Source organism: Geodermatophilus africanus, assembly GCF_900107105.1.
Lineage (GTDB): Bacteria > Actinomycetota > Actinomycetes > Mycobacteriales > Geodermatophilaceae > Geodermatophilus > Geodermatophilus africanus.
Map to the genome: position 1 here is coordinate 122,856 of NZ_FNOT01000001.1, position 19,181 is coordinate 142,036.

At 76.5% G+C, this 19,181-nt stretch carries 20 protein-coding genes and 1 pseudogene; 9 read left to right on the forward strand and 12 right to left on the reverse strand.

Translation table 11 applies throughout. The annotated features are described in order from the left end of the window. The first annotated feature begins 166 nt into the window (after positions 1–166). Together BLW63_RS00520 and BLW63_RS00525 are read left to right on the forward strand one after the other, a co-directional pair. Positions 167–1,117: an alpha/beta fold hydrolase gene (locus tag BLW63_RS00520; protein WP_091150368.1), complete on the forward strand. Its 951-nt coding sequence runs from the start codon at positions 167–169 to the stop codon at positions 1,115–1,117. A 146-nt stretch (positions 1,118–1,263) separates the two neighbouring features. After that, positions 1,264–2,004 (forward strand): alpha/beta fold hydrolase, encoded by a 741-nt coding sequence (locus BLW63_RS00525; protein WP_091150371.1) that lies wholly within the window; start codon positions 1,264–1,266, stop codon positions 2,002–2,004. A gap of 65 nt (positions 2,005–2,069) precedes the next feature. Here BLW63_RS00525 and BLW63_RS00530 read toward each other — a convergent pair whose 3' ends face one another. Both BLW63_RS00530 and BLW63_RS00535 read right to left on the reverse strand, forming a co-directional pair. Then, a complete protein-coding gene (locus tag BLW63_RS00530; protein ID WP_211516947.1) occupies positions 2,070–2,366 on the reverse strand; it encodes a DUF6510 family protein in 297 nt (98 codons plus the stop codon). 23 nt (positions 2,367–2,389) lie between these two features. Beyond that, a complete protein-coding gene (locus BLW63_RS00535) occupies positions 2,390–2,851 on the reverse strand; it encodes a DUF5709 domain-containing protein (protein ID WP_091150373.1) in 462 nt (153 codons plus the stop codon). Between the two features lie 287 nt (positions 2,852–3,138). Here BLW63_RS00535 and BLW63_RS00540 point away from each other — a divergent pair, with 287 nt between their 5' ends. The 3 genes from BLW63_RS00540 (at position 3,139) to BLW63_RS00550 (ending at position 7,354) form a co-directional block, all read left to right on the forward strand. Next, a complete protein-coding gene (locus BLW63_RS00540; RefSeq protein ID WP_091150375.1) occupies positions 3,139–5,952 on the forward strand; it encodes a helix-turn-helix transcriptional regulator in 2,814 nt (937 codons plus the stop codon). Between the two features lie 68 nt (positions 5,953–6,020). Further along, on the forward strand, positions 6,021–6,623 hold the full coding sequence (locus tag BLW63_RS00545; protein WP_091150377.1) for a molybdopterin-dependent oxidoreductase: 603 nt from the start codon (positions 6,021–6,023) through the stop codon (positions 6,621–6,623). Further along, positions 6,593–7,354 carry an FAD-binding oxidoreductase gene (locus BLW63_RS00550; protein WP_091150380.1) on the forward strand — a complete coding sequence of 254 codons (762 nt, stop codon included), beginning with the start codon at positions 6,593–6,595 and terminating at the stop codon, positions 7,352–7,354. The genes BLW63_RS00545 and BLW63_RS00550 overlap by 31 nt, the downstream gene beginning before the upstream one ends. Here the strand turns inward: BLW63_RS00550 and BLW63_RS00555 are convergent. Together BLW63_RS00555 and BLW63_RS00560 are read right to left on the reverse strand one after the other, a co-directional pair. Continuing rightward, on the reverse strand, positions 7,351–7,566 hold the full coding sequence (locus BLW63_RS00555) for a hypothetical protein (protein ID WP_091150382.1): 216 nt from the start codon (positions 7,564–7,566) through the stop codon (positions 7,351–7,353). The genes BLW63_RS00550 and BLW63_RS00555 overlap by 4 nt on opposite strands. A gap of 154 nt (positions 7,567–7,720) precedes the next feature. After that, the gene (locus tag BLW63_RS00560) at positions 7,721–8,536 is read right to left on the reverse strand and encodes an AfsR/SARP family transcriptional regulator (protein ID WP_091150385.1); all 816 of its coding nucleotides are present in this window, start codon (positions 8,534–8,536) and stop codon (positions 7,721–7,723) included. 307 nt (positions 8,537–8,843) lie between these two features. Between BLW63_RS00560 and BLW63_RS00565 the strand changes: the two genes are divergently transcribed. Continuing rightward, positions 8,844–9,713, forward strand: a complete 870-nt coding sequence (locus BLW63_RS00565) for a response regulator transcription factor (protein WP_244522257.1) — start codon at positions 8,844–8,846, stop codon at positions 9,711–9,713. A 21-nt stretch (positions 9,714–9,734) separates the two neighbouring features. On the opposite strand, the gene BLW63_RS00570 is transcribed toward BLW63_RS00565, so the two are convergent. Next, positions 9,735–10,481 (reverse strand): HpcH/HpaI aldolase family protein, encoded by a 747-nt coding sequence (locus BLW63_RS00570; RefSeq protein WP_091150389.1) that lies wholly within the window; start codon positions 10,479–10,481, stop codon positions 9,735–9,737. A gap of 318 nt (positions 10,482–10,799) precedes the next feature. Between BLW63_RS00570 and BLW63_RS27655 the strand changes: the two genes are divergently transcribed. Then, complete coding sequence (locus tag BLW63_RS27655) at positions 10,800–11,216, forward strand: membrane dipeptidase (protein WP_244522258.1); 417 nt, start codon at positions 10,800–10,802, stop codon at positions 11,214–11,216. Here BLW63_RS27655 and BLW63_RS00580 read toward each other — a convergent pair. The 6 genes and pseudogenes from BLW63_RS00580 to BLW63_RS28820 all read right to left on the reverse strand — a co-directional run. Next, positions 11,168–12,349, reverse strand: coding sequence for a cation:proton antiporter (locus tag BLW63_RS00580; protein WP_091150392.1), 1,182 nt, complete (start codon positions 12,347–12,349; stop codon positions 11,168–11,170). The two genes, BLW63_RS27655 and BLW63_RS00580, sit on opposite strands and share 49 nt — an antisense overlap. A gap of 8 nt (positions 12,350–12,357) precedes the next feature. After that, entirely contained in the window at positions 12,358–12,843 is a 486-nt protein-coding gene (locus BLW63_RS00585) for a cation:proton antiporter regulatory subunit (RefSeq protein ID WP_091150394.1), read from the reverse strand. A gap of 61 nt (positions 12,844–12,904) precedes the next feature. Beyond that, positions 12,905–13,816 (reverse strand): universal stress protein, encoded by a 912-nt coding sequence (locus tag BLW63_RS00590; RefSeq protein WP_091150397.1) that lies wholly within the window; start codon positions 13,814–13,816, stop codon positions 12,905–12,907. Positions 13,817–13,834: 18 nt separating this feature from the next. After that, a complete protein-coding gene (locus BLW63_RS00595) occupies positions 13,835–14,347 on the reverse strand; it encodes a universal stress protein (protein ID WP_091150400.1) in 513 nt (170 codons plus the stop codon). Between the two features lie 92 nt (positions 14,348–14,439). Then, positions 14,440–14,859 (reverse strand): hypothetical protein, encoded by a 420-nt coding sequence (locus tag BLW63_RS27660; protein ID WP_244522259.1) that lies wholly within the window; start codon positions 14,857–14,859, stop codon positions 14,440–14,442. A gap of 175 nt (positions 14,860–15,034) precedes the next feature. Further along, positions 15,035–15,973, reverse strand: a pseudogene (locus BLW63_RS28820) (alcohol dehydrogenase catalytic domain-containing protein); the annotation flags it as partial. Positions 15,974–16,088: 115 nt separating this feature from the next. On the opposite strand from BLW63_RS28820, the gene BLW63_RS00605 reads away from it, so the two are divergent. Together BLW63_RS00605 and BLW63_RS00610 are read left to right on the forward strand one after the other, a co-directional pair. After that, positions 16,089–16,514, forward strand: coding sequence for a pyridoxamine 5'-phosphate oxidase family protein (locus BLW63_RS00605; protein ID WP_091150402.1), 426 nt, complete (start codon positions 16,089–16,091; stop codon positions 16,512–16,514). 158 nt (positions 16,515–16,672) lie between these two features. Then, a complete protein-coding gene (locus BLW63_RS00610; RefSeq protein WP_211516949.1) occupies positions 16,673–18,331 on the forward strand; it encodes a GAF domain-containing sensor histidine kinase in 1,659 nt (552 codons plus the stop codon). Between the two features lie 97 nt (positions 18,332–18,428). On the opposite strand, the gene BLW63_RS00615 is transcribed toward BLW63_RS00610, so the two are convergent. Further along, positions 18,429–19,100 (reverse strand): response regulator, encoded by a 672-nt coding sequence (locus tag BLW63_RS00615; protein ID WP_091150405.1) that lies wholly within the window; start codon positions 19,098–19,100, stop codon positions 18,429–18,431. Positions 19,101–19,181: the final 81 nt, after the last annotated feature.

Below are 19,181 nucleotides of genomic sequence, written 5' to 3' on the forward strand. Positions count from 1 at the left end.
GGGCCGGTCGTGGACGCGGCACGAGTCTGTCACCCCGGCGCCTCGGGGGCCGCGCTGACGTGCACGTTCCCCGGTGGGCAGTCAGCTGACCGATGCGCCGCGGCCCGGCCCTCGGGCACGGTCTCCCGTCGCGGCCGCGTCGACCGCGCCCAGCAGGAGGAACGGGATGTCCACACCTGTCGACACTGCGAGCGACGGCGTCTTCCCGGACGGGTTCGACGACCTGACCCTCTCGCGCGCATCCGTCGGGGAGGTCTCCCTGCGGGTCCGCCACGGCGGCTCGGGACCTCCGCTGCTCCTCCTCCACGGCTACCCCGAGACGCACCTCGCGTGGGGGCTCGTGGCGGGTGGGCTCGCGCGGGACTCCACGGTCGTGCTCCCCGACCTGCGCGGGTACGGCGACAGCTCCAAGCCGGCCGCGGTGCCCGGTCACGAGACCTACGGCAAGCGGGCCATGGCGGAGGACTGCATCGCGCTGATGGCGGGACTCGGCTTCGACGCCTTCGACGTCGTCGGCCACGACCGCGGCGGGCGGGTCGCCTACCGGATGGCGCTGGACCACCCCGAGGTGGTCCACCGGCTCACAGTGCTGGACGTCATCCCGACCGGCGAGGTCTGGGCCCGGGCCGACGCCCGGTTCGCCCTCGGCTACTGGCACTGGACCTTCCTGGCCCAGCCGCACCCGATCCCCGAGCGGCTCATCGGGCGAGACCCCGACTTCTTCTTCCTCGACGCGGAGTTCAGTGGGGCCCTCCGCCGGTTCCCCGCGGTGGCGGTGGCCGACTACGCCCGCTGCGCCCGGGATCCGGCGGCCATCGAGGCCATGTGCGAGGACTACCGGGCCGGGGCCACCTGCGACCGTCGGGCGGACGACGAGGACCGTGCCGCCGGGCGACGGATCACCTGCCCCACGCAGGTGCTCTGGGCCGGCAGGGGTGCCCTCGAGGCCTGGTACGACACCCTCGCGATCTGGCGGGAGTGGGCCGACGACGTCACCGGGCGGGCGTTCGACTGCGGTCACTTCATGATCGAGGAGAGACCGCGAGAGACGCTCGCCGCGATCCGGGACTTCCACGTCGGCTCCCGGATCGCGACCGGGCCGACCGGATCCGCCTGACGCCGGTCGGCCATCGGGTCACCTGACCGATGCGGCCGCCCGGACGGCCGGGGCAACGTCCCTGCCTGCGGCACGCCGTCCCCGACGCCCGGGCGCACGGCGGGTGCCACGTCAGGTTCCGCCGACCCGTCCCGGAGGAGATCACCATGACCGAGGCCACCACCACGAACGGCGCACGGCCGACCGTCGCCCTCGTCCACGGCGCCTTCGCCGACAGCTCCGGCTGGGACGACGTGGTCGCCCAGCTCCTCGCCGACGGGGTGGGCGTGCGGGCCGTCTCCAACCCGCTGCGGGGCATCACGCACGACGCCGCCTACGTGGCCAGCGCCCTCTCGCAGATCGAGGGGCCGGTGCTCGCCGTCGGACACTCCTACGGCGGGGCGGTCATCACCAACGCCGCGCTGCGGGCGGGCAACGTCGTCGGGCTGGTCTACGTGGCCGGCTTCGCGCCCGACGAGGGCGAGACCCTGCAGGACATCGAGAGCGACTCGAAGGACAGCGTCCTGACCACGGCCCTGCTGCAGTGGAGCTACCCGACCGGCGACTCCGGGACGCAGACCGAGTTCGCGATCGACCCGGACAGGTTCCACGACGCCTTCGCCTCCGACGTGTCGGAGGAACGGGCCCGCGTCATGGCGGCCACCCAGCGGCCCATCTCGGCCCTGGGCTTCGGGGAGCCGACCGCGGCGCCGGCGTGGAAGAGCCTGCCGTCCTGGGCGGTCATCCCGACGGGCGACAGGGCGGCGGGCAGCGACGTCCTGCGGACCATGGCCGCACGGGCCGGCGCCACGGTGACCGAGGCGGAGGGCTCCCACGTGATCATGGTGTCGCAGCCGCAGGTCGTCACCGCGGTCGTCCGGCAGGCGCTCCAGGCCGTCTCGGCGTAGCGGTCGCCTGCCGCTCCGGTCGTCGGGACCGCGTCCCGGTCCCGACGACCCGACCCCGCCCGGCGTCACCCGGAGGCGCCCTCCGCAGGCGTCATCCGCAGCAGCCGGACCCCGGTCATCTCCAGTCGCAGGCCCGCCGCGTCGGAGGCGCACCGGAGCACGACCTGCATGCAGCCCGGGCACCGGACGACGAGCGCGGGCGCGTCGGCGTAGACCAGGTGCTCACCCAGGGGCGCCGGGCGTCCGCAGTGCGCGCAGGTCGAGACCGCCGTCGTCGGGTCCACCGCGAAGACCTCCCGCAGGACACCTCCCGCCGCGTTGCCGTCCAGCCGCCGACCACCCGTCTCCGGGACACCGGTCACGGGACACCCCTCCGATCCGCTCGTCAGCGATCCGTCCAGTCGTCGTCCGCATCGGGGACGACGTGCACCGCCCCCTCCTCGGCGGAGGCCGCCCCCGAGTCGATGCCCACGTCGAGGGCGTACAGCTCCGGCTCGACGTCCCCCCAGCGCTCGACGGTCTCCATCAGCCGCCCCGCGCGGCGGCCGCCGACCTCCTCGTCGATGAGCTCCCCGTCGGTGTCGGAGGCGTCGCCCAGACCGTCCCCCTCCACCTGCTGCTGCTCCGGGACCTCACGGGCGAGTCGACCCGCCAGGCTCTCGCCGGCCAGCTCCTCGCGTTCGGTGGTCCCCCAGTCCGTGACCGCCCACGGGCGATCGGCCGGGGACCAGCCGGTGTCGAGCACGTCGGCGACGCCGCCGGGGTCCTCGAGGGAGTCCTGTGCCTCCAGGACGCCGGAGTCCTGCTCGGGATCGGTCCCGTCGGTGCCGAAGACGAACGGGTCCACCGCACAACCTCCTCGGGCCGGAGCAGGGAACGTCCTCCGCCGGGGGCGGGTCGCCCGGATCCTCCTGGCGCCGGTGGCCCGCCGCGCGAGGCGACCGTGGCAGCACCGACCACGCCGGTGCATCGGTCATCCGACTGGACGTGGCACCCTCCCCGGGGCCCGAGGTCCCTGGTGGCCCCTTTCCCGGTGAGAGAGACTCTCACCGCGACACGGACGACCGAACCAGGACCGCCACGACCGAGGGCTCGTGTCCCGGCTCCGCCGGGGACGCGCGGGAGGGGACTCCCTTGCCAGACGCGCTCGCCTCCGTCTGCACCGCCGACGCGGGCCTGGTCGGCCGGTCGGTCGAGTGCGCGGCCCTCGCCTCCTTCCTGGACCGGGCGCTCGGCACCGGCGCCGTCCTCCTGGTGACCGGGGAGCCCGGCGTCGGCAAGACGGTCCTGCTCGAGACGGGAGCGCGGGACGCCGCGGCAGCCGACGCCATTGTCCTGCAGGCCGCAGGGGTCGAGTTCGAGGCCGAGGTGGGCTTCGCGGGCCTCCACCAGCTCCTGCTGCCGCTCCTCGACCACCTCGAGGCACTCCCCGAGCCGCACCGGGACGCGCTGGTCGTGGCCCTCGGCCTCGGCGCGGGGCCGCCACCCCACCGGCTGCTGGTCTCGACCGCCGTCCTCGGCCTGCTCGCGCGGGCGGCGGAGTCCCGCCCGGTGCTGGTCGTCGTCGACGACGTGCCGTGGCTGGACCGGTCGAGCGTCCGGGTCCTCGGCTTCGTCGCCCGCCGGCTGGCCCGCAGCCGGATCGGCGTCCTCGCCGCGGCGCGGACCGGCAGCGACTGCGTCCTCCTCCAGGCGGGTCTGCCCCAGCTCGAGGTGTCCCCGCTGGACGACGACGCGGCCGCGGAGCTGCTGCGGACCCGCTTCCCCGTGCTCGGCGCCCGGACCCGTCAGCGCGTCCTGACGGCGTCCCAGGGCAACCCGCTCGCCCTGCTGGAGCTCCCCGCGGTCATGAGCGAGGCCCAGCGCACCGGGTCTGACCCCCTCCCGTCGGCGCTACCGCTGAGCAGCCACCTGCAGCGGGTCTTCGCCCAGCAACTCGTCGCCCTCCCCGAGCGGACCCGGGGACTGCTGCTGCTCGCCGCCCTCGAGGGCACGGGGGACCTCCGGACACTGCGTGCGGCAGCGGCCACCGACGGCTGGCTCGACGACCTGGCGCCGGCCGAGCGGGCAGGGCTGCTGCGCGTCGACCTCGCGTCGCAACGGGTGACCCTGCGGCACCCGCTCATCGGGTCGGCGGCGGTCGAGCTGTCGACGAGCGGTGAGCTCCGACGGGCACACGGCGCCCTGGCCCAGGTCCTGGTCGACCGGCCGGAGGAGTGCGCCTGGCACCTCGCCGAGGCCGTCGTGGGCGCCGACGCCCGCGCCGCCGACCTCCTCGAGACCGCGGCGCACCGCGCACGGCACAAGGGCGACGCGGTGCACGCGGTCAACGCCCTCCTCCGGGCCGCGGACCTCACCCCGAGCGGTCCGGACCGAGCCCGGCGGCTGGCGGCCGCCGCGTTCGTGGGCGCCGACACGACCGGGGACCTGCGCAACGTGCCCCAGCTGCTGTCCGCGGCCCGCACGGCCGATCCCCGGCCGGCGGGCTCCCTCGAGGTCGCGGTGGCCGCCGCCCACCACCTGCTCAACGGGGAGGGCGACGTCGACACGGCGCACCGCATGCTCGTGCGGGCCGTCGAGTACGCGCTCGACTCCGGATCCGACGCGGCCACGGTCGAGGACGCGCTGCACAGCCTCATGCTGGTGTGCCACTTCGGCGGCCGGGACGAGCTCTGGCGGCCCTTCGAGTGGGCGCTCGACGGCCTGGGACCCGACGTCCCGCCGGTGCTGTCGGTGTCGCGCACGGTGTTCGCCGACCCCGTCCGCGCGACGCCGGCGGCGCTCGGGCGGCTCGACGAGCTGGTCGTGTGCGCGCACACCGGCGTCGACCCCACCCACGTGGTCCGCGTGGGCATGGCCGCCTCCTACGCGGACCGCCTCTCCGGCTGCCGCCAGGCGCTCCGGAGGGTGGTCGAGGACGGGAGGCAGGGCGGCGCGGCCGCCTCGGCCGTCAACGCCCTGATGCTGCTCTGCCACGACGCGTACGACGGCGGCCGCTGGCAGGAGGCCGGACGCACGGCCGAGGAGGGCCGCGCCTGGGGTGAGGAGCTGGGCTACCGGCTCGTCACCCTGTACGGCGTCTACTGCTCGGCCCTCCTGGCGGCCGCGCAGGGGGACGACAGGACAGCGGAGGCACTGGCCCACGAGCTCGTCGCGTGGTCCGCGCCGAGGACGGTCCGGCTGCTCGAGGACTTCGCCCGCCGCGTCCGCGGGCTGGCCGCGCTGGGACGCGGGGACTTCGAGGACGCCTACCGGGAACTGAGCGCCGTCAGTCAGGCCGGCGGCTTCGCCCCCTACGCCCCCGTCGGCCTCGCCGTGGCCATGGACCTGGTGGAGGCGGCGGTGCGCACGGGCCGTCGTCCCGAGGCCGCGGCGCACGTGGCGGCCATGGAGCGGGCTCCGATCTTCACCGGCCGGCCGAAGCTCGCCCTGGTGAAGGCGGGTTCGGCAGCTCTCGTGGCATCGGGTGAGGAGGCGTCCCGGCGGTTCGAGGAGGCGCTGGCCGTCCCCGGGGCCGAGCAGTACCCCTTCGATCGCGCGCGGGTCCAGCTCGCCTACGGCGAGCACCTGCGCCGCAGCCGCGCGACGAACGCCTCCCGTGTGCAGCTCACCGCGGCGCTGGAGACGTTCCGGCACCTCGAGGCGCGACCGTGGGCGACACGGGCGTCCCACGAGGTCCGGGCGACCGGGCTGACCCACCGCAGCGCCACCGGAGAACGGGGCGCCGCCGCACTGACCGCGCAGGAGCACCAGATCGCCTTGCTGGCCGCCTCGGGACTGTCCAACAAGCAGATCGGCAGCCGGCTGTACCTCTCGCCCCGGACGGTCGGTGCCCACCTCTACCGGGTCTTCCCGAAGCTGGGCATCACCTCCCGGGCCGCGCTGCGGGACGCTCTGAGCGGCACCGCACGGGGAGCGGTCGCCGAGGGGGCGACCGCCGTCCTTTGACTGATGCCCAGGCCCGCCGGAGCGGGGAGAGTCGGCACCGCTGGAGGGGACGTCCGGGAGGAGCCGTCGTGTCACTGATCTCTCGAGGGTTCGGTCGCCGGGAGCAGCGCCGGGACGAGCGGCTGCCCCCGGGCCAGTACGACGCCGGCGACCTGTTCCCGGTGCTGTCCGCCGGCCCGACCCCGCGGACGTCGCTGAGCGAGTGGGACCTCACGCTCCAGGGCGAGGTCGACGGGCTGCGGCGCTGGACCTGGGAGGAGTTCCGGGACCTGCCGCGCGAGGCGGTCTCGGTCGACATCCACTGCGTCACCAAGTGGTCGAAGTTCGACACCCGGTGGGAGGGCGTCGCGGTCGACACCCTGCTCGCCGGCGTCCGGACCGAGGCGTCCTACGTGGTCGCCTTCTGCGACGGCGGGTACACCACGAACCTGCCGCTCGCCGACGTGACGGACGGCCGGGCCTGGGTGGTCGACACCTACGACGGGCAGCCGCTGGCACCCGAGCACGGGGGTCCGGTCCGGCTGCTGGTCCCCCACCTCTACTTCTGGAAGAGCGCCAAGTGGCTGCGCGGGTTCGCGTTGAGCCGGTTCGACGAGCCGGGCTTCTGGGAGACCTTCGGATACCACGAACGCGGGGACCCATGGCTCGAGCAGCGGTACAGCGGCGACTGACCTGGCTGCGCGCCACGGTCCTGGAGAACCGGCCCGAGACCGCACGCGTCCACCGGCTGCTCCTCGACGTCCCGGGCTGGCCCGGCCACCTGCCCGGTCAGCACGTCGACCTGCGGCTGACCGCCGAGGACGGCTACACGGCCCAGCGCAGCTACTCGGTGGCCTCCGCCCCCGAGGACCCCCGGCTGCACCTGCTGGTCGAGCGGGCCGAGGGCGGTGAGGTCTCGCCGTACCTCACGGACGAGCTGCGGCCGGGCGACCAGCTGGAGCTGCGCGGTCCCATCGGCGGGTACTTCGTCTGGTCGTCGGCGGTGGACCGCGGCGGCGGGCGGCCGGAGGGACGCCGTCCGGTGCAGCTCGTCGCCGGTGGCGTCGGCGTCGCGCCGTTCCTGGCCATGCTCGACCACCACCGGCGGACCGGCGGTGCCACGGCCGTCCGGCTCCTGTACTCGGCGCGCACGCTGCAGGACGTCCTGGCCCGCGACGTCCTGGGGTCCTGGACCACGATCACCCTGACCCGGGGCGCGCCGGCCGACTGGAGGGGTCTGACCGGCCGGATCGACCGCCGCGTGCTGGAGGCGCAGACCTTTGCGCCCACGACGCGGCCGCGGGTGTTCGCGTGCGGCCCGACCTCGTTCGTGGAGACCGTCGCCACGACCCTTGTCGACCTCGGCCACGACCCGTCGTCGATCAGGCTCGAGCGCTTCGGGGGATCCGGGGACCGGTCCTAGTCGTCCCCCGTGCCGGATCCCCGGGTGAAGTCGTCGAGCCAGGCGCGGACGGCGTCGAGCACGCCCTCGGGGGACGACGCCACGGCGACCGTCACCTCCTCCGCCGACGTCCCCGCTGCGTCGGCGTGCAGGGTCAGCAGCCGCGCCCGGAACCGGCCCGGCCCCTCCAGCCAGACGCGGAGGAGCAGTGCCGCACTCGGGTCCTGGGCCACGGTCCTCCTCCTCGGGGGCGCTCCGCGGCGTCGCCGGGTCCCGTACTCCGGGTACCGCGGCCGACGTGCGGAGCCCCATGCTCGGAGGTCGTGCGACGCGGCGCAGTCCCCCGTTCGGATGAGCCGTGCCGGGCGAGGGACCGGCCGTGCCCGGTCAGCCGGACGTCGCCCGCCTGCCGAGCAGCTCACCGCCGGGGGGCGGCTCGCGGTGGCCCGGGCAGCCCGCGGGCGCCGCGGACAGCCCCCGGCGCGACCGGAGGACGTGCTGCACGAGCCGGGTCATCCGCTCGGACGGCGGCACGCCCAGCTCTTCGTCGAGCATCGTCCGGAAGAACTCGAAGGCCCGGACCGCCTCCGCCACGTTGCCCTCCGCCAGGTGGACGCCGACCACCGTCCGGTGCGCGCTCTCCCGCAACGGTTCGGCGCGGATCGCGGCGTGGGCGGTCTCGAGGGCCTCGCCGTGGCGGCCGAGGGAGGCGAGCCGCGCCGCCACGGCCTCCAGTGCCTGCATGCGCAGCTGCCGCAGCCGCTCCCGTTCCAGGAGCACCCAGTCGTCGTACCACCCGGGCAGCAGGTCGCCGAGGACAGCCGCGTCCGGCATGGCGACGTCCCCGGGCCCCGCTGGCGGGGCGGTGGCCCGCCGCGCCCAGTCGGTCAGGTCACGGACGTCGACCCGGACGTCCGCCGCCAGGCGCAGGGCACCCCCCGACGCCTCGACCAGGCCGGGCGCCACCCGGTTCAGCCGCCACAGCGCCGACCGCAGGCTGCCGAGCGCGTGGTCCTCGGGGACGTCGGGCCACAGCCGGCCGGCCGCCGCCGTCCGGGTCGTCCGGCGGGCGAGGCACAGGTGCGCGACCAGCCGCTGCACCGCACGCGGCAGGTCGTCGACGGCCGTCGGCCCCGCGCGGCCGGGGAGCTCCAGCCCGAAGCCGTCGAGCAGCCGGACGCGGGCTCCGAGTGGACGGTCCACGGAAGGGCTCCCTCGTGTCGGGACGGCCAGCGGTCCGGTGCCGCCGGCACGGGTCAGGGGACGTGGCCCGGGAGGACCTGGCCGGCGCGGTCCGGCCCGTGCGCACGGGCGGTCCTCGGACGCGGGTTGACGGCTCCGACCGGCATGGCTCCCCCTGACGCACGCGCTCGAGATGCGGAACAGCAACGTTATTCACCTGCGAGCGCCGGGACCCTACGCAGTTGTGCGTATCCGTGGCGGACAGGGGACCGGGCACCGTGCGCGGACGACCTATACGATCCGGCGCCGGCGGATTACGCTGCGCTGCGTGCCGCGCACCACGAGGTGCCACGCAGCGTGGCTGCAGCTCGTCGGCGACGTCCTGCAAGGGCAGCCCGGGGCACGGGAGTTCCCCCACGCCCAGGTGGCCGACCTGCTCCTCGAGTCCTTCGGTGCCGCCTGCTGCTCGCTCAACGTCGTGGACGACGCGTGGGTGGACCACGTCGTGGCCGGCTGGCCGGCCGGTTTCCTGCCGACGACGCCGCCGTCCGGGGCGCTCCCCGACGCCACGACCCACCCGCTCATCCGCTGGTACGCCGTGACCGGCAGCGCCGCCCCGCAGATCCTGGGCAGGGTGCCCCGCTCGGTGGCCGGCCCGCGGGTGTGCGCGGAGTGGTCGGAGTTCGCCCGGCCGTTCGGCATCACCCACCAGCTCGCCCTGCCGCTCCGCGTGGGCGCGGGGGTCGAGGCGTACGTGGTGAGCCGTCCCGACGACGACTACGCCGACACCGACGCCGAGCTGGCGACCCTGGTCCTCCCGGCCCTGGCCGCGCTGGTCCGCCAGCACCGGGTGCTCCGGGACGTGCCGGAGTGGCAGGACGACCGGGTCCGGGACCGCCGCCTGACCGACCGCGAGCTCGCCGTCCTCACCCTGCTCGGGGCAGGCCTCACCGCTCGGGCCATCGCCCGCCGCCTCGACACGTCGCCCCGGACGGTGCACAAGCACCTCGAGCACCTGTACCGCAAGCTCGGCGTGCGCGACCGGCTGATGGCGGTCCAGCGGGCCCACGACGCCGGCCTGCTGACCCCGCCGGCCCGGCCCGGCGGACGACGCGGCACCCCGGCACCCGTCCCGCCCATCCCGTCGCCGCGCAGCGGCGGTCGGCTCCCTGCCGCGCCGACGTCGGTGACCGCGTAGCGCGCCTCACCGGGCGGCCGGTCAGCCCGCGTCCGACCCCGAGCGGCCGCGGGCGACGCCGAGGGAGGAGCTCACGGCCCGGCCGAGGGAGACGGTGTCGACGGCGACCGTGACGATGGTGGCGCCCTCGGCGGCGTAGCCGGCGGCCTCCTCGCCGTCGTAGGCGTGGACGCCGACCGGCACGCCCGCGGCAGCGGCCCGGGCGACGATCGAGGACAGCACACCGCGCAGCTCCGCCCGGTGCTCGGGGCCGGTCAGCCCCAGCGACAGGGAGAGGTCGCCCGGGCCGACGTACACGCCGTCCAGCCCCTCGACGGCGAGGACGGCGTCGAGGTCGTCGAGCGCGGTCGCGGCCTCGACCATCACGATCAGGAGGGGCTGGTCGGCGCCGCCGGAGAGCCGGCCGACCGACCGCCCGCCGGCCGGGGCGTACCGGCCGGCGGCGACGACCTGGCGGGCGTGGTCGGCGTCGCGCACGTTGGGCACGACGACGCCACGGGCGCCCAGGTCCAGCGGCCGCCCGACGTCGGCGAAGGCCGGACTGCGAGTGCGGACGAGCGGCACCGAGCCCGCCGCGGTGATCGCCGCGGCGACGCCCGGCAGGTCCGTCTCGGCCACGGCGCCGTGCTGCAGGTCCACGACGACGTAGTCGAGCCCGGTCCGCGCGAGCACCTCGCCGGTCACCGCGCCGGGAAGCAGGCTCCACAGCCCGTGGCACGGCCGCCCCTCGGACCACCGCCGCCGCAGGTCGACCTCGCTGATCGCCATGTCGGGACCCGCTCCTCCCGCCGGTGCGCGCCGCGGCGTCCCCGCGGGACGCCGCCGGGACGATCCTGCTCGGCGTCCCGGGCGCACGCGACCGCGGTGGCCGCTCCCGTGCGGTCAGCGGACCGGCCGGCCCGGCGGCGCTCGCCGCGGTTCGGCGCGCGGCGGGCGTGCTTCGGCAAGGCAGGTGACCGGTCTTGGCCGTCCGACCCACCCCCGACCGCTACGGGTCCGGCCAATGCGGCCGCGTGGACGCTCGGGCTCCGGGCCGAGGTGGAGCGCCGCGGACTCGACCCGAGGGACGCCGGAGTGCGGGCGGCGGTGGCGGGTGAGTACCTCGCCGACCACCCCCGTCCGCGGGCGACGCTCGCGCAGGTCGCCGACCACGTCGAGCACGTGCGGCGGGTGGCCGGCGTCGACCACGTCGGCCTCGGCGGGGACTACGACGGCGTGGAGGACCTGCCGGACGGGCTGGAGGACGTCTCCCGCTACCCCGCGCTGATCGCCGAGCTCCTCGACCGGGGGTGGAGCCGGGACGAGTGCGTCCGGCTGGTCGGCGGCAACGTCCTGCGGGTGTTCCGCGAGGCCGAGGCCGCGGCGCGATCCGCGTCCGCCCGGCGGGGTCCGTCCACGGCGCGGATCGAGGACCTCGGCCGCGCCGACGGGTCAGCGCCGTCGCACCGCCGGGGTCAGGGAGCCGTCCGCCCGGGTGCCGGCGGTCGTGGGCCGGCGCGCTGAGCACGCGGCTCGGTGAAGCGGGTGAGCACCGGGCCGGCCACGGCGAGCACCAGCACGTAGCCGGTGGCCACGGGACCGAGCTCCGGGATGCCCGCCGCCACGGCGAGCCCGGCGATGACGACGGAGAACTCGCCGCGGGCCACCAGGGCCGTCCCGGCGCGCAGCCGGCCGGGCACCGCGACCTGGTCCCGCCGGGCGGCGAACCAGCCGGTGGCGACCTTGGTCGCGGCGGTCACGAGCGCCAGCAGCAGGACGGCGGGCAGCACGGGCAGCACCGCGCCCGGGTCGGTGGACAGCCCGAAGGCGACGAAGAAGATCGCCGCGAACAGGTCGCGCAGCGGCCCCAGAACCGCCCGGGCCCGGTCGGCCACCGTGGCGGGCAGCGCGAGCCCGACGAGGAACGCCCCCACCGCGGCCGACGCCCCCGCCGCCTGCGCCAGCCCGGCGACCAGCAGGGTGAGCCCCATGAGGCGCAGCAGCACCTGCTCGTCGTCGTCGGAGGCCAGGAGCCGGCCGAGCCGGTGGCCCTGCCGCTGCGCGGCCAGCAGGGCCAGCCCGACGGCGCCCGCCGCCAGCGCGACGCCCGCCGCCGCCGTCGCCGGCCCTCCGCCGGCGAGCGCGACGGCCAGCAGCGGGAGGAACAGCGCCATCGCCAGGTCCTCGAGGACCAGCACCGACAGCACCGCGGGGGTCTCCCGGTTGGCCAACCTCCCCAGGTCGCCGAGCAGCCGGGCGACGATGCCCGACGAGGAGATCCAGGTGACCCCGGCCAGGGCGAGCGCGCCCTGCCACGGCAGACCGAGCAGCAGTCCCGCGACGAAGCCCGGCGGCGCGTTGAGCAGCAGGTCCACCAGACCCGAGGGGCCGTGGTGGCGCAGCGACGCGAACAGCTCCCCGGCGGTGAACTCCAGGCCGAGGGCGAGCAGCAGCAGGACGACGCCGACCTCCGCGGCGGCCTCGATGAACGGCTCCGACGTCGTCAGCGGCGCGATCCCGCCCTCGCCGAGCGCCAGCGCGGACAACAGCACGAAGGGCACCGACGACAGGCCCAGCCGGCGGGCCAGCAGACCGATGAGCGACAGCCCGAAGAACAGCAGGCCCAGTTCGAGCAGCAGCTGGGCGACGTGTTCCACCGTGGCCGCTACGCGGGCTCGTCGAGGCGCCGCTCCAGGTCCGCCAGGCCGCGGGCCGACCCGATCGCGACAACGACGTCCCCGGGGTGCAGCAGGTCGCCCGGCCCCGGCGACGGGACGACGTCGGTGTCCCGCACCACCGCCACGATCGAGCAGCCGGTCAGCGTGCGTGCCCGCGTGTCCCCCAGCGGCCGGCCGGCGAAGCGGGAGCCCTCGCGGATCGGGAAGCGCCCCGACTCCAGCCCCGGGACCTCGCGGGACAGGTCCGCGAAGCGCTGCGTCAGGCGGGGGGCGCCGAGCACCTCGGCGACGGCGTCGACCTCGTCGGGCTCCAGCCGCAGCACGCCCCGGGCGCGATCGGGGTCGCGTCGGTCGTAGACGGCGACCTCGGCCCCGCCCTCGCGGCCGAGGACGATGGCGAGGACCTCGCCGGACCGGGTCCGCAGCCGGTACCGGACGCCGACGCCCGGCAGCAGGGTCTCCTCGAGGTCCACGGCCGCATGGTGGCAGACCCCGCGCCGGCCACGCCCGGTCCCCGGCGCACGGGGGACGCCGTCAGCCGACCGTGCCGGGGGGCCGGACCACCAGGACCGGGCAGGGTGCGGCGGTGACGGCGTGCAGGCCGACCGACCCGAGCAGCAGCCCTGCCCATCCCGCGCGGCCGCGCGAACCCACCACGAGCAGGTCGGCCCCCTCGGCGACGTCGAGCAGGACGTCCCAGTCGATCCCCTGGCGGACCTCCGATCGGACCCGGTCGCCCGGGGCGGCGTCCAGTCCGGCGGCACGCAGACTCTCGCGCAGGGTCGCCTGCGCCTGCTCCGCCAGCGTGGTGTCGGGCACCACCCAGGGGAGGCCGCCGTACCCGGAGACGGTGTCGGCCCAGGCGTGGACGACGTGCAGCCCCGCGTTCCGCAGCCCGGCCTCGGCGGAGGCGAGGCGGGCCGCGGCCACCGAGGAGTCGGAGCCGTCGACGCCCACGACGACCCGCCGGAGCTCCGGGACCCGCTCCCCCGGGACGTCGCCGCGGACGACGACGACCGGGCAGTCCGCGTACTGGGCGCACTGCTGGCTCACCGAGCCCACCAGCAGGCCCCGGAGGCCACCCGTGCCGCGGGAGCCGACGACCAGCACCGCGTCGTCCCCGGCCGCCGCCATCAGCGACCTCGCGGGGTGGCCGTACCGCACCTCGACGAGGACCGGCACCCCGGACGCGCCCGTGGCCTGCGCCGCCTCGGCGGCGTCGGCCCGCACCCGCGCCTCGACGGCCTGCTCGAACTCCGCGACGGCGGCGGGACCGTCGCCGTCGCCCCGCGGCCGTCCCCCGGTCCAGACGGGAACCGCGCGGACCCCGACGCCGCGCAGCCGCGCCTCCTGCAGCGCCCACGACAGCGCCCGGCGGGAACCGTCGGACCCGTCGACCCCCACGACGACCTCGCGGACCTGCTCCTGCGGCGTCCCCGGTGTCACGAGTGCCGGCGCCCGGTGTCAGGCACCGGCGGGAGCCGCGCCGGTCCCGGTCCGGACGACCGTGACCGGGCAGGGCGCGTGGCGCACGCACTGGTCGCTCACCGAGCCGAGCACCAGGCCGGCGAAGCCGCCGCGGCCGCGGGCCCCGACCACGAGCAGGTCGGCCCGCACCGCCGACTCGATCAGCCCGCGCACGGCCGTGCCGTGGGTGACGTGACAGGTCACCGACAGTGCCGGGTCCAGCGCCGCGGCGACGACGTCGGCCTCCAGGTCGGCCCACACCGCCTTCTCGAAGTCCTCGAACGGGGGGACGTAGCCCGGCGCCCAGGTCGCCGGGCGCGGCGCCGTGGTGATCTTCCAGGCGCGCAGCACGTGCAGCGGGAAGCCGGCGCGGGCCGCCAGCCGCGCCGCCCACTGCAGGGCCTCCTGCGCGCACTCGGACCCGTCGTGCCCGACCAGGACCCCGCCGGGGACGTCCGCCACCCGGGTCACGCCCTCGTCGTCGAAGTCCACGTCGATCTGCTCGGTCATGCGCCGAAGCTACCGTCGTCGGGATGCCACCTCCCGTGACCCAGGGCCCGTCGACCCGGGCCCTCGGTCCCCGGCGCGGGTCCCCGGGAGGATCAGGCGTGCAGGACCGCCGCGCCGGCGAACCGTCCGTGGGCCAGGTCCGACAGCGCTCGCGGGGCGTCGTCCAGGGAGTAGGCGACGGTGGTGGCGCGGACGCCCAGGCGGCCCGCCAGCCGGAGGAACTCCTCCCCGTCGCGGCGGGTGCTGGCGGTGACGCTCCGCAGCCGGCGCTCCTGGAACAGCTCGGTGGTGTAGTCCAGCGCCGGGATCGTCGAGAGCCAGATCCCGGCGACGGCGAGGGTGGCCCCGCGGTCGAGCGCCCGCAGCGCGACCGGGACCAGCTCACCGGCCGGGGCGAACAGGATGGCGCCGTCCAGCGGCTCGGGGGGCGCGTCGGTCGTCGTCCCCACCGAGTCGACGCCGAGCTCCTCGGCCAGCCGCCGGTTGTGCTCGCCGCGGGTGCGCACGTGCACCCGCAGCCCCTGCGCGATCGCGACCTGGGCGGTGAGGTGGGCGCTGCCACCGAAGCCGTAGACGCCGAGCCGCCCCCCCGGGTGGCACGTCGGCGCACCGGAGCGCCCGGTAGCCGATGATCCCGGCGCACAGCAGCGGCGCGGCCTGCTCGTCGTCCAGCCCGTCCGGCAGCGGGTGGGCGAAGCGCTCGTCCACCAGACAGGCGTCGGCGTAGCCGCCGTCGACGTCCCAGCCGGTGAAGACCGGCGCGGTGCAGAGGTTCTCCTCGCCGCGCCGGCAGAACCGGCAGCTGCCGTCGGTGCCGCCCAGCCAGGGCACCCCGACCCGGTCCCCCACGGCGAACCGGTCGGCGCCCGGGCCGCGGGCGCCGACGTGGCCGACCATCTCGTGCCCGGGTGTCACCGCGGGCCGTCGGGGCGGGAGGTCGCCCTCGGCGAGGTGCAGGTCGGTGCGGCACACGCCGCAGCAGGAGACCTCGACCCGCACCTGACCCGGCCCCGGCACCGGCTCCTCCCGCTCGACCCGCCGGAGGGCGCCGCCGTCGACCGGGCCCGGCGCGTCGACCACCCACGCACGCACCGCTGTCCCCGGCCGGCGGGTCAGACCCGGGCCGGGACGCCGGACGGCTGAGCGGGGGCGGCGACGGGTGAGGGCTCGGGGCGGACCACCCGGGCGCTGTCGGCCGCCCCGGTCCTGCTGTCCGCACGTGCTGCCGCCCCCGTGCCCGTCGGCTCCCTGCTCACGCCGCCACCCCTGAACGCTGCTCCGGTGTCCCTGCCGGCCCGAGCCTGGCCCGCCGCACCGGGCGGGGACCGCGGGCGCTCGGCCCGGCTCCGGGGGACCTTCGACCCCGGCCGGCGCCGGTCGCGGGCCCGCGGGGCGTCGTCCGGCCGCACGACCGGACCCCGGCAGGGCGTGCACCGTGCAGCGCACCGCCACTGCGCACCCGGCCGCGGCACTGCCCTGGCCGGCCCCTCGCCCCCACCCGGCGAGGAGGGACGGAGGTCCCGGCCCGGGTGCGCCCGCCGACCCTGGGAGGTCGTCGGCCCGCCTCCTAGCGTCCGGCACACGAACCCGCCGCGGAGGAGGCGCCGTGCAGGCCAGGGAGGTCACCGCTCAGGACCCCACCCGCGCGGCGCCCGCGAACGCCTGAGGGGACGACGATGACGACTCACCCCCGGTCCCGTGCCGAGGCCGCCGGGGCCCTCGGCTGAACGTCCGGACCCCCATGCCCACCACCGACCCGGACCCGGTCGTCGTCCCGCTCGACGAGGTCGAGTGCCGGGTCCTGCTGCTCGGCGGCCGGCTCGGCCGGCTCGCCTTCACCCGGAACGCCCTGCCGGCCATCCAGCCCGTCCCGTACTGCCTGCACGGTGGCGAGGTCGTCATCCCGGCGCCGGCCGGCAGCCCCTACCTGCCCAGGGCCCGGGGCGCGGTGGTCGCCCTCGGGGTCGACGCCTACGACGGGGACACCGGCACGGGGTGGAGCGTCACCGTGGTCGGCCCGTCCCGGGCGGTCGACGACCCGGCCGAGACGGCGGCCCTCGACGCGCTCCCCTGGTCCCACCCGAGGCCGACGGGCCGCGGCGGCCGGTACGTGGCCCTGGGGATCGGGTTGCTGAGCGGGTGGCGGACCGGACCCCGGGACCGCTGACCGACCTCCCCGGCGACCGACGTCCCACGGCGCCCGCAGCGACCGGGTTCCGGTCCGTTGCGCCACGTGCCAGGCTCGGATGCGGGGTGATAGCAACCATGCCGACCCGCCCGCACACCGCCCGCCCGGACAGCCCGGCGGACTCGCCTCTGGCAGGCATGCGGCTCACCGAGCTGCTCGAGGAGGTGCAGGACCGACTGGCGACCGTGGCCCGGACCCAGGCCCGCGTCCAGCACCTGCTGGACGCCTTCCTCACCGTCTCGACCGGGCTGGACCTCGAGACGACCCTGCGGCGCATCGTCGAGGCGGCCACCGACCTGGTGGAGGCGCGTTACGGAGCGCTGGGCGTGCTGGCGCCCGAGGGCGGACTGGCCGCCTTCATCCACGTGGGCATCGACGACGAGCTGGGCGCACGGATGGGCCACCTGCCGGAGGGCAAGGGGGTGCTCGGCCAGCTGATCCGGGAACCCCACCCCCTGCGCATCGCCGACCTCGGCCGGCACCCGGCCTCCGTCGGCTTCCCGGCGCACCACCCCGCGATGGGCACCTTCCTCGGCGTCCCGGTCCTGGTGCGCGGCGAGGTGTTCGGGAACCTCTACCTGACGGAGAAGCGCAGCGGCGAGTTCACCGCCGAGGACGAGGCGGTCCTCACCGCGCTCGCCGGTGCGGCCGGAATCGCCATCGACAACGCCCGGCTGTACGAGGAGGCGGAGGAGCGGCGGCGGTGGACCACCGCGATCTCCGACGTGCGGGCCGGCCTGCTCGACGCGCCGTCGCCCGACGAGGCGCTGCGGCTGGTGGCCACGCGGGTCCGCGAGCTCACCCGGGCCGAGGGCGCGTGGATCGTGGTCGGCCCCTCCCCCGACGACGGCGCCTTCGAGGTCCGCGTCCAGGTCGGCGAGGGCCTCGACGACCTGACCGGCCGGCGGCTGACGACCGAGGACGACCCGGTGCTCGAGGCCGTGGCAGCGGCCGACGGCGTCGTGACCGTCGACCTCCGGGGCACGGAATACCGGGGACCGAACGACGACATGGACTGGGGACCCTGCATCGCCGTGCCCCTCAGGGGGACGCAGAGCGAGCAGGCCGTCGTCATCGCCGCACGACGTGCGGGGGCGCCGGCGTTCGACGCGACCACGGCGCCGCTCGTCGCCGCCTTCGTCGACCAGTCGGCCGCGGCGCTCGACCTCGCGGCCCGGCAGCGGGTGGCGCGCCAGCTCGACGTGTACGAGGACCGCGACCGGATCGCCCGCGACCTGCACGACCACGTCATCCAGCGGGTGTTCGCCGCCGGCCTGAGCCTGCAGTCGGTGATCCCCCGCGTCCAGGACCCCGACGCGCAGCGCCGGATCGGCGCGGTCATCGGTCAGCTCGACGAGACCGTCCGGGACATCCGGACGACGATCTTCGACCTGCACAGCACCGCGGACGTCGACCGCTCGACGAGTCTCCGGCGACGGGTGCTCGACGTCGTCACCGAGACGGCGGGACCCGACCTGCGCCCCACCGTGCGCACGTCCGGTGCCGTGGACAGCCTGGTCACCGGAGACCTCGCCGTCGACGTCGAGGCGGTCACCCGGGAAGCGGTGAGCAACGCCGCCCGGCACTCCGGCGCCGACCACGTCACCGTGACCCTCGACGTCACCGACGAGGTCGTTTTGGAGGTGACCGACGACGGGCGCGGCATCGACCCCCGTGCCGCACGCAGCGGCCTGCGCAACGTCGAGCAACGCGCCGTCCGGCGGGGCGGCGGGGCGAGTGCGGAGGCGCTGCCCGAGGGCGGCACCCGGCTGCGCTGGTGGGCGCCGCTGCGCTGAGGGAGGACCCCTAGGCCCCCACCACTCGCGAGCTCGCGGCGGGACCCTGCAGGGGGGCCGCCGTCCTGGCCCGGTCGGCCGGCAGTCGTCCCGCCGGTCAGCGGCCGCGCGAGCCCGCGGAGGGACCGCGCAGCTCGGTGGCGAGCACCGCGGCCTGGGTGCGGCGCTCCAGGCCGAGCTTGGCCAGCAGGTGGGAGACGTAGTTCTTCACGGTCTTCTCGGCGAGGAACATGCGCTCCCCGATCTGCCGGTTGGTCAGCCCCTCGCCGATGAGCTCGAGCACTGTGCGCTCCTGCTCGCTGAGCGTGGCCACGGGACCGGCCGGCTCGGCGGCCCGGCGCAGCCGCTCCATCACCGCGGTCGCGGCCGTGGGGTCCAGCAGCGAGCCGCCCGCAGCCACGGTCCGCACGCCGGTGACGAGGTCCGAGCCGAGGATCTGCTTGAGCAGGTAGCCCGAGGCGCCGGCCAGGATGGCCTCGAAGAGCGCCTCGTCGTCGCTGTAGCTCGTCAGCATGATCACCTTGAGCTCGGGCATCCTCGACCGCAGCTCGCGGCAGACCGAGACGCCGTCCCCGTCGGGCAGCCGGACGTCGAGGATCGCGACGTCCGGCTTGAGGGCCGGCACCCGGGCCAGGGCCTCCGCGGCGTTCTTCGCCTCCCCGACGACCGCGATGCCGGGGTCGGCCCCGAGCACGTCCACCACCCCTCGGCGGACCACCTCGTGGTCGTCGAGCAGGAAGACGTCGATCGTGTCGGGCTCCTCCGCCACCGGCCACCCCCTCCCTCGCAGCACTCCGGCCCGCCTCCCGCCAGCACGCTGCCGCGAGGCCACGCCGACAGGCTAGGCGCG

Bases quoted from the DNA above. Each gene is read 5' to 3' on its own strand.
- BLW63_RS00520 (WP_091150368.1), top strand. From the start codon at position 167: ATGTCCACACCTGTCGACACTGCGAGCGACGGCGTCTTCCCGGACGGG.
- BLW63_RS00525 (WP_091150371.1), top strand. From the start codon at position 1,264: ATGACCGAGGCCACCACCACGAACGGCGCACGGCCGACCGTCGCCCTC.
- BLW63_RS00550 (WP_091150380.1), top strand. From the start codon at position 6,593: ATGGCTCGAGCAGCGGTACAGCGGCGACTGACCTGGCTGCGCGCCACG.
- BLW63_RS00570 (WP_091150389.1), bottom strand. From the start codon at position 10,481: ATGGCGATCAGCGAGGTCGACCTGCGGCGGCGGTGGTCCGAGGGGCGG.
- BLW63_RS00595 (WP_091150400.1), bottom strand. From the start codon at position 14,347: ATGACCGAGCAGATCGACGTGGACTTCGACGACGAGGGCGTGACCCGG.
- BLW63_RS00605 (WP_091150402.1), top strand. From the start codon at position 16,089: ATGCCCACCACCGACCCGGACCCGGTCGTCGTCCCGCTCGACGAGGTC.
- BLW63_RS00610 (WP_211516949.1), top strand. From the start codon at position 16,673: ATGCGGCTCACCGAGCTGCTCGAGGAGGTGCAGGACCGACTGGCGACC.